At 74.0% G+C, this 16978-nt stretch carries 8 protein-coding genes; all 8 read left to right on the forward strand.

The window, feature by feature from the left end; all coding sequences use genetic code 11:
• The first annotated feature begins 107 nt into the window (after positions 1 to 107).
• Entirely contained in the window at positions 108 to 7610 is a 7503-nt protein-coding gene (locus tag ACZ6YG_RS33995) for an SDR family NAD(P)-dependent oxidoreductase (protein WP_466020262.1), read from the forward strand.
• Between the two features lie 10 nt (positions 7611 to 7620).
• Complete coding sequence (locus ACZ6YG_RS34000; protein ID WP_271277103.1) at positions 7621 to 8640, forward strand: 3-oxoacyl-ACP synthase III family protein; 1020 nt, start codon at positions 7621 to 7623, stop codon at positions 8638 to 8640.
• A complete protein-coding gene (locus ACZ6YG_RS34005; RefSeq protein WP_466020263.1) occupies positions 8637 to 10421 on the forward strand; it encodes an AMP-binding protein in 1785 nt (594 codons plus the stop codon). Before ACZ6YG_RS34000 ends, ACZ6YG_RS34005 begins: the two co-directional genes overlap by 4 nt.
• Positions 10418 to 11386: an NAD-dependent epimerase/dehydratase family protein gene (locus ACZ6YG_RS34010; protein WP_148035253.1), complete on the forward strand. Its 969-nt coding sequence runs from the start codon at positions 10418 to 10420 to the stop codon at positions 11384 to 11386. The genes ACZ6YG_RS34005 and ACZ6YG_RS34010 overlap by 4 nt, the downstream gene beginning before the upstream one ends.
• The gene (locus ACZ6YG_RS34015) at positions 11383 to 12291 is read left to right on the forward strand and encodes an alpha/beta fold hydrolase (RefSeq protein WP_466020264.1); all 909 of its coding nucleotides are present in this window, start codon (positions 11383 to 11385) and stop codon (positions 12289 to 12291) included. The genes ACZ6YG_RS34010 and ACZ6YG_RS34015 overlap by 4 nt, the downstream gene beginning before the upstream one ends.
• 108 nt (positions 12292 to 12399) lie before the next feature.
• A complete protein-coding gene (locus ACZ6YG_RS34020; RefSeq protein ID WP_466020265.1) occupies positions 12400 to 13698 on the forward strand; it encodes a family 43 glycosylhydrolase in 1299 nt (432 codons plus the stop codon).
• Between the two features lie 226 nt (positions 13699 to 13924).
• A complete protein-coding gene (locus ACZ6YG_RS34025) occupies positions 13925 to 15313 on the forward strand; it encodes a glycoside hydrolase family 43 protein (RefSeq protein WP_466020266.1) in 1389 nt (462 codons plus the stop codon).
• 12 nt (positions 15314 to 15325) lie between these two features.
• Entirely contained in the window at positions 15326 to 16945 is a 1620-nt protein-coding gene (locus ACZ6YG_RS34030) for a glycoside hydrolase family 27 protein (RefSeq protein ID WP_466020267.1), read from the forward strand.
• Positions 16946 to 16978: the final 33 nt, after the last annotated feature.

Consider the following 16978-nt stretch of genomic DNA (forward strand, 5'->3'; position numbering starts at 1 on the left):
CTTAACAGGAGGCATGACGCTTACCAGCAAGGAACACGAACAGTCGCTGTTCGACCACGTACGGCTGTGATGCCATGGGTGTCGCCGACGAACAGGAAAGGTGGCATATGAGCGCAGGCGGGAACGAGCGGACGTGGCCGGGGCGAGCGGTGGCGATCGTGGGCGTGGGCTGCCGGCTTCCCGGCGGCATCCGCGACCTCGACGGACTGTGGCAGGCCCTGCTGCGCGGTGACGACCTGGTCGGCACCGTGCCGCCGGACCGGTTCGAGGCCGAGCGGTACGTCGACGAGTCCCTCCCGCGCCCCGACCGCAGCTACACGCGGGCGGGCGGCTTCCTCGACGACCTCACCGGATTCGACGCCGCCTACTTCGGGATCTCGCCCAAGGAGGCGGCCTCGATGGACCCGCAGCAGCGGCTGCTCCTGGAGATGGCCGCCGAGGCGCTCGACGACGCAGGCATCGACCCGGCACGCCTGGCGGGGACCGACACGGGGGTGTTCGTCGGCGTCTCCGATCCTTCGTACGGGGTGCTGCAGGCGCTGGAGCCCGGCGGGATCGGCCCCTACTCGATGTCGGGCATGGCGTTGTCGATCGCGGCCAACCGGCTCTCGTACGCCTTCGACCTGCGCGGGCCGAGCATGAGCATCGACACCGCCTGCTCGTCGGCGCTGCAGGCGGTGGAGCGCGCCTGCCGGGCGCTGGCCGACGGCTCCACGCGGACGGCGCTGGCCGGGGGCGTGAACGTGCTGCTGAGCCCGACCGGGTTCGTCGGGTTCAGCCAGGCGTCGATGCTGTCGCCGACCGGGCGGTGCCGGGCCTTCTCGGCCGACGCCGACGGGTTCGTCCGGTCGGAGGGCGGCGGCGTGGTCGTGCTCAAACGGCTGGAGGAGGCGCTCGCCGACAGCGACCGGATCCACGGTGTCATCTTGGGCGCCGCCGCCAACAACGACGGCCGCACGATGGGGCTGGCGCTGCCCCGTACCGAGGCGCAGGAGGCGCTGCTGCGGCAGGTGTACCGGGAGGCCGGGATCAGCCCGGACGAGGTCGCGTACGTGGAGGCGCACGGCACCGGCACCCAGGCCGGCGACCCGGCCGAGTGCGGGGCGCTAGGGCGGGCGCTGGGCACGGCGCGGTCGGGCGGCCCGCTGCCGATCGGCTCGGTGAAGACGAACCTGGGGCACCTGGAGCCGGCCTCGGGCATGCCGGGGCTGTTCAAGGCGCTGCTGGTGCTGCGGCACGGGACGATCCCGGCGTCGCTGCACGCCTCGACGCTCAACCCGGCCATCGACTTCGACGGGCTCGGGCTGAGCGTCGTCACCCGGCCGCGCCCGCTGCCCGAGACGGGCGGCCGGGCGGTGGTGGGGGTGAACTCGTTCGGGTTCGGGGGCGCGAACGTGCACGTGGCGGTGGCCGCACCGCCCCTCCGAGCGGCACCGGCGCGGCCGGCGGGGGCCGCGCCGGTGCCTGTCGTCGTGTCGGCCCGGGCCGCGGGCGCGCTGCCGGAGGCCGTCGCGCGGGCGGCCGCGCACCTGGCGTCGGTGGACGAGGGTGACTTCTACGACGTGGCCTACACCGCCACCCGGCGGCGCGGCCTGCACCGGCACCGCGCCGTGGTGCTCGCCGCGTCCGCGGCGGAGGCGGCGGGCAGCCTGTCCGGTCTGTACGGTTCGTCGCCGGTGATCGGGGAGGCGGTGGAGCGGGGCCGGGTGGCGCTGGTGTTCTGCGGCAACGGCTCGCAGTGGGCCGGGATGGGCGCCGGCCTGTTGAGTGATCCTGCCTTCCGTAAGGCCGTCGAGGCCGTGGACGACGAGCTGGCGACCCGGCTGGGCTGGTCGGTGCTGGAGGAGCTGACGCTGCCCGCGGACCGGTGGCGGCTGTCGGCGACCGAGCGGGCCCAGCCGCTGCTCTTCGCCGTCCAGGCCGGGCTCGCCGGGATGCTGGAGGCGGCGGGCGTGCGGGCGGGGGCGGTGCTCGGTCACAGTGTCGGCGAGGTGGCCGCCGCATACGTCGCCGGGGCACTGTCGCCCGCCCAGGCCGCGCAGGTGATCGCCGAGCGCGGCCTGGCGCAGGCCGCGACGCGTGGGCAGGGCCGGATGGCGGCGGTCGGGCTGCCCGAGGCCGAGGCCCGGCAACTCCTGGCCGGTTACCCCGGGGTGGAGGTGGCCGCGGTCAACTCCGACCGCGACGTCACGGTCGCGGGGCCAGGGGCGGCGCTCGGAAGGCTGGGCGAGGATCTGGCGGCGCGCGAGGTGTTCTTCCGCGAGCTGGACGTGGACTATCCGTTCCACGGCGCGGCCATGGACGGGGTGCGCGAGCCGCTCCGCGCGGCGCTGGCCGACCTGAGGCCGTCGCGGACGCGGATCCCCATGGTGTCGACCGTGACCGGCGAGCCGCTGACCGGCGAGGAGCTCGACGCGACGTACTGGTGGCGCAACGTGCGGCGGCCCGTGCGCTTCTCGGCGGCGGTCGAGCGGGTGCTCGCCGACGGGTTCGACGTGCTGGTGGAGGTGGGCCCGCACCCGGTGCTGCAGTCGTACCTGCGCCGCGTCGCGGCCGCCGCCCGCGTCCGCGCCGCCGTGGTGCCGACGCTGCGGCGTGGCGCTGTGGAGGAGACCGCCGCGAGCGCCGCCGTCGGCTCGGCGGTGGCGGCGGTCGTCGCGGCCGGGGGTGACGTCGACTGGGACCGCTACTTCCCGCGGCCGGGCCTCGTACGGTCGCTGCCCGCGTATCCGTGGCAGCGGCAGCGGCACTGGCTGGGCGGCCCGCTGACCTGGGTGCGCACGATCGGCGACCCCGAGATCACGCACCCGTTGCTGGGCCAGCGGCTGCCCGCGCTCGACCCTTCCTGGTACGGGGAGATCGACCAGGTCCGGGTGCCCTGGGTGACCGACCACCGGGCGGGCGGGGCCGCCGTGATGCCCGCGACCGGCTACGTGGAGATGGCGCTGGCGGCGGGCCGGCAGGCGATCCCGGACGCCGGCGAGGCGATCGAGGTGGACCGGGTGAGCATCACCCGCGCACTGGTGGTGCCGTGGCCGGGCGCGGAGCCGGTCTGCGCGCAGACGTCGCTGTCCGCCGAGACGGGCACGATCACGGTGGCGAGCACGACGCGGCGCGGGCAGCATCCGCGCGAGCACTTCCGGGCGCGGGTCCGGCCGCTGCTGCGCCCGGCCCCGGCGCCGCTCGACCTGGCGGAGCTGCGCGCCCGCGTCGCCGAGCCCGTGGACGTGCCCGCCTACTACGCGCGGGCCGCCGAGGGGCGCATGGTGTGGGGTCCGGCGTTCCGGGTGCTGACGGGGTTGTGGCGGGCCCCGGGCGAGGTGCTGGGCGCGTACACGTGCCCTGACCAGCGGGACGAGCGCTACCAGGCGCATCCCGTGCTGTTCGACAGCGCCCTTCAGGCGGGCGTGCTGTGGCTGGTGGACGCGCTGGTCGGTGGCACGGGTTATATGCCTGCCGCGATCGGGTCGGTCCGGCTCTGGGGCAGGCCGGCTCCGGAAGGTTTCCTGCATGTACGGGAACGTTCCAGTTCTGTCGAGGAGGTGTGCTGGGACATCACGGTCACCGGGGACGACGGCCGGGTGGCGGCCGAGATGGAGGGGGTCCGGCTGCGCCGGACGCCCGGCCTGCACGCCACGCGGACCGAGCGCTACCACGTCGAACTCCTGGCGACGCCCCGGCCCGGGGAGCCGGCGGACGCCTGGCCGGGGCCTGATCCGGCGGGCATACTCGCGGGGGCTTCCGCGCGGCTGGGCGAGGTGCGCTCGGCCTGGCGTGAGCTGCGCTACCCGGAGTACGCGGCCAAGCTGGAAGAGACGTTCGCCCGTACGCTCGGCGCGGCGCTGGCGGCCTTGACCGGCGGGGGCGAGCTGACCGTCGACGATCTGGCCGCCGCCTGCCGGGAGCCGCACCACCGTGCGCTGGTCCGGGCGGCGCTGCCGCTGCTGGAACGGCACGGCGTGCTGGAACGCCGCGGCGAGCGGGGGGTGCGCCTGGCCCCGCCCGCACCGGTCACGACAGAGCTGCGGGGGCTGGCCGTGGCGGGGGCGGCGTTCCCCGCGCAGACGGCGCTGGCGGTGCGGGCCGGGCTGCGGCTGCGCGAGGTGCTGGCCGGGGAGGTCGCGGCCGGCGACGTGCTCGGCGCGGACGGGGCCGGGGAGCTGCTGGACCAGTATCACGACGTGGGGCCGGCGAGCCTGTTCGCGAACCGGCTCGCGCGGGCGCTGGTGGAGCAGGTCGTCAAGGGGTGGCCGGCCGACCGGCCGCTGCGGGTCCTGGAGGTGGGCGCGGGGACGGGCGGCACCACGGTGACGTTGCTGCCGATCCTGCCGGTCGACCGGGTCCGCTACACGGTGACCGACGTGGCCGAGCCGGTGCTGGCCCGCTTGCGGCAGCGGCTGTCCGGGGTGGACGTCGCCGAGTTCGGCCTGCTCGACCTGGACGCCGACCCGGCCGGGCAGGGGTGGCCGGCCGGCGGGTTCGACCTCGTGGTGGCGGCCGGGTGCCTGCATCTCGCGCGTGACCTGCCTGGCGCCCTCCGCGGGCTGGGACGGCTCCTCGCCCCGGGCGGCAAACTGGTCGTCGCGGGACCGCACCGGGCCGGACCGCTGCTGCCGTTCCTGGGGCTGACACCGGAGCTGTGGGGCCCCGGCGCGCTGCCGTCCGCCCAGCGGTGGCCGGAGCTGCTGGCGGAAGCCGGATACGCCGACATCGTCCAGACCGGCCCTGAACAGGACCCTGAAGCGGGCGACTTCTCCGTACTCCTCGCCACCTCTCCCTCCGACCACGTGGCGGAGAGGATCGCCGACGGCGGTGCGGACGGCGTGTGGGTTGTCGCTGCGGAGGACGACGGGGATCCGCTGGCCGTCGAGCTCGCTTCGTCGCTGCGGGAGCGGGGTGGGCGGGCGAACGTGGCGCCCCTCCCCGATGATCCCGCCGCGTGGGCGGCCGCGGCCTTGTCGGCGAACATGGTCACGTTCGCGGTCGTCCTCGGTGGCACAGGCCCGGAGGACGCCGTCGAACGGATCACCCGCCGGGCCGCGGCGCTCCGCGCGATCGCCCTGGCCTGCGAGCAACTGCCGCACCACGTCCAGGTGAGGCTGTGGCTGGTGACCCGCCCATGCGGCGCGCTCCCGCAGCCGGGACCAGCCGACGACGTCTACGCCGGAAACACCAACCCGGTCAAGACCGCCGACGCCGCATGCCCCGAGAACGCCACCGATCCCGTACAGACCCTCCACCCCGACAACGCCACCGACCCCGTACAAACCATTCACCCCGAGGATGCAGCCACCTGGGGGACGGTGCGGTCGCTCGGGAACGAGCAGCCTCAGTTGGACGCCCGGCGGGTGTGCCTGCACCGTAGTGGCGACGTCCGGCGCGACGCGGCGCGGCTGGTGGCGGAGCTGGTGTCGGCCGGGGAGGACGACGAGATCCTCCTCACTCGCCGGGGACGGTTCACGCCGCGTCTGGTGAGGTCGGCGCCGCCGTCCGTCCCCGCCGGCCGCCGGGGCGCGTACCGGCTGGCGGTGCGTGACCCGGGGCTGTCGTACGAGCTCTGCTGGGAACGGGCCGAGATCCCGGAGCCCGGGCCGGGCCAGGTGCTGATCGAGGTACGGGCGATCGGGCTGAACTACCGCGACGTCATGTTCACGGTCGGCCTGCTCCCGTCGGAAGCGGTCGAGGCGGTCTTCGGCGGCCACGAGCTGGGCCTGGAGTGCGCCGGCACCGTCACCGCCGTGGGGCCGGGCGTCGTCCGGCTGAGGCCCGGCGACCGGGTGATGGCCGCGGGCCCGGTGGGGTTCGGCAGCCACGCGGTGGCGGAGGAGTGGACGGCCGTCCGGATCCCCGACGGTCTCACCTTCGCCGCGGCGGCCACGCTGCCGATGGCGTTCTCGACCGCCTACCACTCGCTGCACGGGTGCGCGCGGCTCCGGCCCGGCGAGACGCTGCTGGTGCACGGCGGCGCGGGCGGGGTCGGCCTGGCCGCGCTGGAGTACGCCAGGCACGCCGGCGCGCGGGTGATCGCCACGGCGGGCAGCGAGGCCAAGCGCGACCTGCTGCGGGCGCTGGGCGCCGCGCACGTGCTGGACTCGCGCAGCCTGCGCTTCGGCGAGCAGGTCAGGGAGCTGACCGGGGGCCGCGGCGTGGACGTCGTGCTCAACTCCCTGGCCGGGGAGGCCATCAGCCGCGGCCTGGAGTGCCTGCGGCACGGCGGCAGGTTCGTCGAGCTGGGCAAGCGCGACATCTACGAGAGCAGGCACGTGGCGCTGCGGCCGTTCGGCGACAACCTCGCGTTCTTCGGCGTGGACGTGGGCACCCTCATGTGGAAGGACCCGGCGCTGATGGCCGAGCGGATGACGGCCGCGTTCCAGCACGTGCACGACCAGCGCCCGCTGCCGCACACGGTGTTCCCGGCCGAGCGGGTGGCCGACGCGTTCGCCCTGATGCGGCACTCCCGGCACATCGGCAAGGTCGTCGTATCCCTCGGCGACCCTGTCGCGGTGCGGTCCCGGCCCACCCGGCGTCCGGCTGCGGGCACGTACCTGATCACGGGCGGGCTGAGCGGGTTCGGCGCGGAGACGGCGCGGCACCTGGCGCGGGGCGGGGTGCGGCGGCTGGCGCTCGTCAGCCGGCGCGGCGCGGACACGCCGGGCGCGGACACGCTGCTGGAGGAGCTGCGCGGCCTCGGCGCGGAGGCCACCGCGCACGCGGCCGACGTGGCCGACCGCGACGCCATGCGGGACATCCTGCGCGAACTTGACGCTTCCGGTCATCCCGTATGCGGCGTCGTGCACGCCGCCATGCATCTCGACGACGCGGCGCTGGCCGATCTCTCCGACGACCGGATCCGGGCGGTCCTGCGCCCCAAGGTCGCGGGCGCGCTGGTGCTGGACGAGCTCACCGCGGACCTGCCGCTGGAGGCGTTCGTGCTGTACTCGTCGCTGACGACGATCGGCAACATCGGGCAGTCGCCGTACGTGTCGGCGAACCTGTTCCTGGAGGCGCTGGCGCGACGGCGGCGGGCCCGGGGCCTGCCCGCGCTCGCGGTCTGCCTGGGCGCGCTCTCCGGCACCGGCGTGCTGGCGCACGGCACGCAGGCCGAGGCGCTGAAGCGGTTCGGCATCGACCCGGTGGACCCCGCCGTGGCGCTCGCCGCCGTGGACGCCATGCTGGCCGACGGGGCCGACGTGGCCGTGGTGGGCCGCTGCGACTGGGCCAGGCTGCGGCAGACGCTCCCCGGCCTGCGACGGCCGTGGCTGTCGGCGGTGCTGCCGCCCGGCGCCGATCAGGCCCCCGACACCGGCGACCTGCTGTCGGAGCTGGCCGCGATGACCGGCGACGAGGCGCACGAGCACGTCGTCGAGCAGATCACCGCCCTGCTGTCCGCGGTACTGCTCGTCCCGGCCGCCGACATCGCCCCCGACCGGCGGCTGGACGAGTACGGCCTGGACTCGCTCATGGCCACGCAGTTGCTGCTGTCCATGCGGCACGCGTTCGGGGTGGACATCCCGCCGATGGAGCTGATCCGCGGCGCCGGGACCGTCACCGACATCGCCCGTACGGTGCTCCTCCACCTGGGGCTGCACTCCACGCGTCCGGCTTCCTGAGGAGACCGCCATGGCTTCCGTGCACGCCCGGGTGGCCGGTGTGGCCGCCCACCTGCCCGAGACCACGATGACCACCGCGGAGGTGGAGGACCGGCTCGCCGCCCGCAACCCGGGGCTGGTCCTGCCCCGGGGAGTGATCCACAACGGCAGCGGCGTCCGCCGCAGGCACGTCGCCCCGCCAGGGGAGAAACCGTCGGACCTGGCCGCGCACGCCGCCCGCGCGCTGCTGGACGAGCAGGACCTGCACGCCCGCGACCTCGACCTGCTCGTCTACGCGGGGGTGACCATCGACCTCGTCGAGCCCGCGACCGCGCACGTCGTGGCGGCGAAGCTGGGCGCCGGCTGCCCGGTGTTCGACGTGCGCAACGCCTGCAACAGCGTGCTGAACGCGATCCAGGTGGCGGAGGCGCTGATCGTCACCGGCCGGCACCGGCGGGTGCTGATCTGCTGCGGCGAGCTGCCGACCGCGTTCATGCCGTGGACGCTCTCCGGCGCCGACGAGTTCATGACGGTCGCCGCCGCCTACACGGTGTCGGACGCCGGGGCCGCGCTGCTGCTGGAGGCCGCGGCGGAGCCGGGGGTGCTCGGTCACCGGTTCGCCGCCCAGTCCCACGGGTGGGACGCCGCCACCGTGGCGCTGCGGAACCTGACGTCCGACCCGGCGACCGACTGGCCGGTCATCCGCCCGCTCACCGTCGACGCCATCGGACTGATACGCGGCATCGAGGCGACCGACCACGCCGTCTTCTCCGATCCGCTCGCCGCCCTCGGCCTCACCTGGGACGACTTCGCCGTCGTGTGCGTGCACCAGGCGTCGCTGCCCGCGCTGTGGAAGTTCTGCGCCCATGTCGGGATCCCGCCGGAGAAGGTCGTGGTCACCATCGCCCAGCACGGCAACCTGGTGGCGGCGACGATACCGGTCCAGCTCGCCCAGGCGGTCGCCGCCGGACGGGTGCGGCGCGGCGACCTGGTGGCGTTCGTCGGCCTGGCGAGCGGGTTCAGCGCCGGCACCGTCGTGGTGCGGTGGTGACCCCGGTGCCGGTGAGCGAGCTGGTCACCCGGGCCGAACGCTGGGCCGCCGACCGGCCGGACACCCTCGCCTGCCAGGTCGGCGGGCGGGCGCCGCGCTCGGCCAGCTACGGGGAGATGGCGCGATCGGTGGAGGAGACGGCGGCCGCGCTGGCGCTCGGCGGGGTGCGGCCCGGCATGCGGACGGTGCTGCTGGTGCGTCCGGGCGTGGAGCTCGGCGTGCTGGTGCTCTCGCTGCTGCGGCTGGGGGCGGTGCCGGTCATGGTCGATCCGGGACTGCCGTACGCGGCCGTCCGGCGGTGCCTGGAGCGGGCCGCGCCGGAGGCGTTCATCGGGGTGCCGCTCGCCCAGGCGGCCCGGCTGGCCCTGGGCTGGGCCCGGCGCACCAGCCGCGTCGTCATCACGGTCGGACACCGCCGCTCCTGGCCGGGCCCGACCCTCGCCACCCTACGAACCGCCGCCCGCGACCTGACACGGGACTCGCGAGCCGCCGCGCCCGGACCGACCCCGGACCCGCATACACCGGACCTGCGAGCTGCCGACCCCGGACCGACCCCGGACCCGCATACACCAGATCTGCGAGTCACCGACGCCGGACCGACCCCGGACCCGCGAGCCGCCGCCCGTGGCTCGATGCCGGGGCTGCCTGCGCCGGGGGCCGGTGATCTGGCGCTGATCGCGTACACCTCCGGTTCGACGGGGCCGCCGAAGGGGGTGCCGTTGCGGCACCGGCACCTGACGGCGCAGCTCGACCTGCTGGCCGGGCTGGAGCTCATCCGGGCCGGCGCGCCCGTGCTGTCGACGTTCATCCCTTTCGCGCTGGGGGCGGCGGCGCTGGGCGCGACCGCCGTGCTGCCGGATCTGGACCCGCGGCGCCCGCTGCGGTTCGATCCCGCGGCGCTGGCCGCGGACATCCGCCGGTACCGGGTGTCCACCCTGTTCGCCGCGCCCGCCCTGCTGGACCGGCTGGCCCGGCACTGCGTGGCCCGCGGCCTGGTGCTGGACTCGCTGGAGACGGTGGCGGTCGCCGGGGCGCCGCTGCCGCTGCCGACGCTGGACCGCGTCCGCGCCTGCGTCCCCGGCGCGGCCCGGGTGCTGTCGGTGTACGGGGCGACCGAGTGCCTGCCGGTGGCCGCGATCGAGGGCGCCGAACTGGTCGCGGGGCACGCCGCGCACCGGGGGGCCGGGACATGCCTGGGCCCGCCGCTGCCCGGGGTCGAGGTCCGGGTCATCGGCGTCACCGACGGGCCGATCGCCCGGTGGGACGAGAACCTGACGGTGCCGCCCGGCACCGTCGGGGAGTTCGTCGTCTCCTCCCCCGCCGTCAGCGATCCCTACCTGGACGACCCGAGGGCCACCGCCCTGGCCAGGATCCCGGACGGCGACCGGGTCTGGCACCGCATGGGCGACCTGGGGCGGCTGGACGAAAACGGCCGGCTGTGGTTCGCGGGCCGCAAGTCCGAACGCGTCCGCGCCCCGGACGGCGACCTCTACACCGACCACGTCGAGACACTCCTGGCCGGAGTGCCGGGAGCGCGCCGCGTCGCCCTGGTGGGCGCCGGCCCACGCCCCGTCCTCGTGGTGGAGCCCGAGCCCGGCTTCCGGCGCGACCTCGTACGGACCGGGATCCTCGCGGAGGCCGCGCGGCACCCGCGCACGGCGGGCCTGCGCGAAGTGCTGTTCCACCGCCGCTTCCCGGTGGACGCCCGGCACAACAGCAAGATCCGCCGGGACGTGCTCGCCGCCTGGGCGGCCCGGCGGTCGCGCGGAGGCCGCCGGTGAACGTCCTGGTCACCGGGGGCGGCGGATTCCTCGGCCGCGCCGTGTGCCGCCGCCTGGTCGCGCGCGGCGACACCGTGCGCGCGCTGCACCGCCGCCCGCGTCTCGAACTGGACGCGCTGGGCGTCACCCAGTACCTGGCCGACATCCGCGACCCGGCGGCCGTCCGCGCCGCCGTCGACGGGTGCGAGGCCGTGGTCCACTGCGCCGCCAAGGCCGGGGCGCACGGCGCGTCCCGGGACTTCGCCGAGGTCAACGTGCACGGTACGCGCAACGTGGTGGACGCCTGCGCGGGAGCCGGGGCCCGGCTGGTCCACGTGTCGTCACCGAGCGTCGTGCACAACGGGCGCGACCTGGACGGCGTGGACGAGTCCGTCCCGTACGCCACCCGGTTCACCGCGCCCTACCCGCGCACCAAGGCGGCGGCCGAACGGCTCGTGCTGGCCGGGCCGGCGCCGTCCGTCGCGCTGCGCCCGCACCTCATCTGGGGGCCGGGCGACCCGCACTTCCTGCCCCGGTTCGTGGCGAACCGGCACCGGCTGTGGCTGCTGGGCAGGGCGGACAAGACCATCGACACCGTCTACGTCGACAACGCGGCCGACGCCTGCGTGCTGGCCCTCGACCGGCTGCGCCCCGGGTCGCCGCTGTGCGGGCGGGCGTACTTCATCACCCAGGGCGAGCCGTGCGGTTTCGGCGTCTGGGTGAACGCGCTGCTCGCGGCGGCCGGGCAGCCTCCGGTGCGGCGGCGGCTGCCCGCCGGACCGGCGATGGCCGCGGCCGGGATGCTGGAACGGCTGGCCGCTCAGGGCGGCTGGGAGCCGCCCCTGACCCGGTTCCTGGTGGAGCAGGCGTCCACGGCGCACTGGTTCGACATCTCCGCGGCCCGCCGCGACCTCGGCTACCGGCCACGCGTGAGCATGGCCGAAGGGCTCGCCCGCCTGACCGCCCACCTCTCGGAGTCCCCGTGACGCGTTTCCCCGGCTACCCGTTCGCCTCCCGCTGGCACGCCCACCCCGGCGGGCTGCGCCAGCACTACGTGGACGAAGGGGCGGGTGCCCCGGTGCTGTTCGTGCACGGCAACCCGTCCTGGAGCTACCTGTGGCGGCGGCCGATCCTGGCCCTGCGTGACCGGTTCCGCTGCGTCGCTCCGGACCACATCGGCATGGGGCTGTCCGACAAACCGGCCGCCCGGGAGTACGACCACACCTTCGCCTCGCGCGTCGACGACCTCGACGCGCTGGTCGGGCACCTGATCGCCCGGGGCGCCCCCGAGCGGGGCTGGACGCTCGTCATGCACGACTGGGGCGGGCCGATCGGCATGGCGTGGGCCTGCCGCCACCCCGGGCGCGTCGCCCGGCTCGTCGTCCTCAACACGGCGGCCTTCCCCAGCCCGCACGGCGAGCGGGTCCGCCTCCCGCTGCGGGCGCCGCTGTGGGTGCTGCGCCGCACCCGGCTCGGCGCGCGGCTGTTCCTGCGGCACAACCTGTTCGCCCGCGGCGCGACCTGGCGTCCGCTCGGCGTGCGCCGCCGCATGCCCGCCGACGTGCGCGCCGCCTTTCTCGCCCCGTACGACCGGCCCGAGCACCGGGTGGCCGTCCAGCGGTTCGTGCACGACATCCCGCTGCGGCCGGGCGACCGGGCGTGGCCGCTCCTCGAAGGCACCGGCCGGCGGCTCGACCGGTTCGCCGGGCTGCCGGCCTTCGTCGGCTGGGGGCTGCGCGACCCGGTCTTCGACCCCGCCATGCTGGCCGAGTGGCGGCGCCGCCTGCCCCACGCCAGGGTCGAGGTCTGCAGGCGAGCCGGCCACTACCTCCTGGAGGACGCCCACGAGCGATTCGTCCCCGCCATCCGCGCCTTCCTGACCGAGACATAGCGCGACGGGAGGCCGAGTCTGTCCGAGTGCGTCCGAACCCCTGTCGGACACCTCGGCCGGAGGACTTCACTGGGGACCTGAACTGATTACGGATGATCGGAGGTCCTCATGCGGCTCCTCGGCCGGCTCTTCCTGGCGTTCACCGCGGCCACAGCCTGTCTCCCCACGGCCGCTGCGGCGGCGGACACCGTGGCCCCGGCGCCCGTGATCCGCGCCGACTTCCCCGATCCGGACGTCATCCAGGTCGGCTCCACCTTCTACGCCTACTCCACCAGCAGCCGACCCGGCCGCATCCCGGTCGCCAGCGCCCCGTCCGCCACCGGCCCGTGGACCGTGCGCGGGGACGCGCTGCCGGCCAAGCCGTCCTGGGCGGGCGACGGCGGGTTCTGGGCGCCCGACGTCTCCCGTCTCTCCGACGGCCGCTACCTGATGTACTTCACCGGCCCGAGCACCGCCACCGGGCGCATGTGCGTCGGCGCCGCGACCTCGGCGAACCCGCTCGGCCCCTTCCAGCCGGCCGGCGGCTCGCCGCTCGTCTGCGACGCGGACGAGGGCGGCGACATCGACCCGTCCAGCTTCGTCGACACCGACGGCAAGCGGTATCTGCTCTACAAGAACGACGGCAACGCCGTCGGCCGGCCCACCATCCTGTGGCTGCAGCAGGTCGCGGCCGACGGCGTCACCTTCGTCGGCGGCCGCACCGAGCTCATCCGCGACGACAGGCCCGAGGAGGCCGGCGTCATCGAGGCGCCCGTGCTCGTCAAGCGGCCCTCCCAGTACGTGCTCTTCTACTCGGGCGGCTCCTACACCGGCAACAGCTACTTCACCGGCTACGCCGTGTCCCCGTCGCTCACCGGGCGCTACACCAAGGCGTACCGGCCGCTGATGACGACCGCCACCTTCGACGGAGCCGTACAGGGACCCGGCGGGACCGACGTGCTCGGCGACCGCGCCTTCTTCCACGGCTGGGTGGGCGACGCCCGCCACCTGTACACGGCGGCGCTGGGCTGGGCCGGCGACTATCCGGTCGTGCGCGGCAGCCGCGTACGGTACGAGGCCGAGCGCGGCACGCTCAACCGCGCCACCGTCCGCACCGGCGCGGCCGGGGCGTCCCAGGGGGCCGTCGTGGCCAAGATCGACCATGCGGACAGCTGGGTCGACGTCCGGGTGTTCGCGCCGGTCGCCGGGGCCTACACCGCGCACGTCGCCTACGCGGCCGGCTACGGCGACGCGCAGCACCTGGTGACGGTCAACGGGACCACGCGGTTCACCCTGGACTACCCCGACCGCGGCTGGGACAACTGGACGCAGGTCCGGGCCCCGCTCACGCTGAACGCCGGCTGGAACACCCTGCGCCTGCAGCACCGGACGCGCTGGGCGGAGCTGGACCATATCGAGATCGCCTGATCCACGGGCCGGCCGCACCGTCACGTGAAATTTTCACGGGACGGTGCGGTCACGTGATCTCTTTTCGGACGGAACCGCAGGCCGGGAAGCGTCCAGGCGACGACGCCCACACGGCGGGGATCGCCTCCGTTGACGGCCGCCGGACCATCGGATGTACTCCGCGACGACGCACCCCACGATTTGATGTTAGCGCTAACACTCCGCGAAGCCGCCCCGAAAGGACCCCATGAGACCCGCGCGATCACGCCGCCTGGCCTGGATCATGAGCGTGCTCTGCATCATGTCCCTGCTGCCCGCGACACCGGCCATGGCCGACAACCCCATCGTCCAGACGATCTACACCGCCGACCCCGCGCCGCTCGTCCACAACGGCCGCGTCTACCTCTACACCGGCCACGACGAGGACGGCTCCACGTACTTCACGATGCGCGACTGGCGCGTCTACTCCTCGACCGACATGGCCAACTGGACCGACCACGGCTCGCCCATGAGCCTGGCCACCTTCGCCTGGGCCGACGCCAACGCCTGGGCCGGCCACGTCGCCTACCGCAACGGCAAGTTCTACTGGTACGTCCCCGTACGGAACCGGAGGACCGGCGGCATGGCCATCGGCGTCGCGGTCGGCGACAGCCCGACCGGGCCGTTCCGTGACGCGCTGGGCCGTCCGCTGGTCGAGAACAACGAGATCGACCCCAACGTCCTCATCGACGACGACGGCCAGGCCTACCTGTACTGGGGCAACCCCCGGCTCGCGTACGTACGCCTGAACAGCAACATGATCTCCTACTCCGGCGGCATCACCTACATCCCGCTGACCGGCGCGGGGTTCGGCACGCGCAACGGCAACCCCAGCCGTCCCACGCTCTACGAAGAGGGGCCCTGGGTCTACAAGCGCAACGGCCTCTACTACAACGTGTTCGCCGCGGAATGCTGCTCGGAGTTCATCGCCTACTCGACGGCCCCCAGCGCCACCGGGCCGTGGACCTACCGGGGGACGATCATGCCCCGGCAGGGCAGCAGCTTCACCAACCACGCCGGGATCGTCGACTACGCCGGAGGATCGTACTTCTTCTACCACAACGGCGCCCTGCCGGGCGGCGGCGGTTTCACCAGGTCAGTGGCCGTGGAGAAGTTCACCTACAACGCCGACGGCAGCATCCCGACGATCAACATGACCACCGCCGGTCCGCCTCAGGTCGGCACCCTCAACCCGTTCGTCCGGCAGGAGGCCGAGACCGTCGCCTGGGCGTCCGGGGTGGAGACCGAACCCTCCGGCGAGGGCGGCATGAACGTCGGCTACATCGAGAACGGCGACTACCTGAAGGTCAAGGGCGTCGCCTTCGGCAACGGGGCCACCGCTTTCACCGCCCGCGTCGCCTCGGCCACCAGCGGCGGCCGGATCGAGCTGCGGCTCGGCAGCGCCACCGGCACCCTCGTGGGCACCTGCGCCGTCAACGGCACCGGCGGCTGGCAGAACTGGACCACGGTCACCTGCCCGGTGTCCGGCGCGACCGGCACCCGTGACCTCTACCTGCGTTTCGCGGGCGGCGGCGGCTACCTGTTCAACGTCAACTGGTGGCAGTTCACCGGCAGTGCCCTCCCTTCGACCCCCTGAGGAGCGATCTCCATGAACGGGAAACGAACCCGCGCGCTGCTGACCGCAGTGGCCCTGGTCGTGGCGCTCACCCCCGCCACCCAGGCGCAGGCGCTGGAGAACGGCGTGGGCCGCACCCCGCCGATGGGGTGGAACACCTGGAACACCTTCGGCTGCAACATCAACGAGACGCTGATCCGCCAGACCGCCGACGCGATGGTCTCCTCCGGCATGCGCGACCTCGGATATCAGTACGTCGTCGTCGACGACTGCTGGTTCGACCCGGCCCGCGACTCCGCCGGAAACCTGCGGGCCAACCCGTCGAGATTCCCGAGCGGCATGAAGGCGCTCGGCGACTACCTGCACGCCCGGGGCCTGAAGTTCGGCCTCTACCAGGCACCCCTGGACCGCACCTGCGCCCAGTACTTCGGCGCCTACCCGGGCGCCACCGGCAGCCTGAACCACGAGGTCCAGGACGCCCAGCAGTTCGCCGCCTGGGGCGTCGACTATCTCAAGTACGACTGGTGCTCCCCCACCGGCACCATCGACGACCAGGTCCGCACCTTCGCGAAGATGCGCGATGCCCTGGCGGCCACCGGCCGGCCGATCCTCTACAGCATCAACCCCAACAGCATCCACGAGAAGACCGGCCCGCAGCGGAACTGGGGTGACGTCGCCAACATCTGGCGTACGACCGAGGACATCACCAACGTGTGGAACTCCGGTCAGACCAACGGCTACCCGATGGGCATCCAGAACATCGTCAACGTCAACGCGCCCCTGTCGGGCTACGCCAGGCCGGGACAGTTCAACGACCCCGACATGATGGTGGTCGGCCGGGGCGGCATGACGGACACCGAGATGCGCAGCCACTTCGCCCTCTGGGCGATCATGGCCGCACCGCTGATCGCGGGCAACGACATGCGGAACATGGACTCCGCGACCGCCACGATCATGAAGAACCAGAACCTGATCGCCCTAAACCAGGACCCGCTCGGCCTCCAGGCGACCCAGATCAGCAACGACGGCACCCGCCGCGTCCTGGCCAAACGGCTGAGCAACGGCGACGTCGCGGTCGCGCTGTTCAACCAGGGCGGCGGCACGACGACGATCAGCACCACCACCTCGGCGATCGGCCTGTCCGGCAGCTCCTTCAGCTTGCGTGAGGCCTGGACGAACGCCGTCACCTCGACGACCGGGGCCATCTCGGCGAGCGTGCCGTCGCACGGCACCGTCGTGTTCCGGGTCAGCGGCGGGACGCCCAACCCGGTGTCCCGGATCCAGGGCGTGGGGTCGGGCAGATGCCTCGACGTCACCGGAGCCTCCCAGGCCAACGGGACCCGGGTGGCGATCTGGGACTGCCATGGTCAGGTCAACCAGCAGTGGACCTCCACGGCAGCCGGCGAACTGCGGGTCTACGGGAACAAGTGCCTGGACGTGAACAACAACGGCACCGCCGACGGCACCAGCGTGATCATCTGGGACTGCAACGGCCAGAACAACCAGAAGTGGCGCTTCAACACCGACGGAAGCATCACCGCGCTCGGTGCGAACAAGTGCCTGGACGTGCCGGGCAACGCCACCGCCAACGGCGTCTACCTGCAGATCTGGACGTGCAGCGGCGCGGCCAACCAACGGTGGAGCCGCCTCTGAGCCATGACCCCGGTCTGGGCGGTCCTCAAGGGA

The sequence above is a fragment of the Nonomuraea sp. NPDC054003 genome (assembly GCF_055585125.1).

Excerpts from the sequence above, each read along its gene's own strand:
- ACZ6YG_RS34020 (WP_466020265.1), top strand. The coding sequence starts at position 12,400 with ATGCGGCTCCTCGGCCGGCTCTTCCTGGCGTTCACCGCGGCCACAGCC.
- ACZ6YG_RS34030 (WP_466020267.1), top strand. The coding sequence starts at position 15,326 with ATGAACGGGAAACGAACCCGCGCGCTGCTGACCGCAGTGGCCCTGGTC.
- ACZ6YG_RS34000 (WP_271277103.1), top strand. The coding sequence starts at position 7,621 with ATGGCTTCCGTGCACGCCCGGGTGGCCGGTGTGGCCGCCCACCTGCCC.
- ACZ6YG_RS33995 (WP_466020262.1), top strand. The coding sequence starts at position 108 with ATGAGCGCAGGCGGGAACGAGCGGACGTGGCCGGGGCGAGCGGTGGCG.
- ACZ6YG_RS34025 (WP_466020266.1), top strand. The coding sequence starts at position 13,925 with ATGAGACCCGCGCGATCACGCCGCCTGGCCTGGATCATGAGCGTGCTC.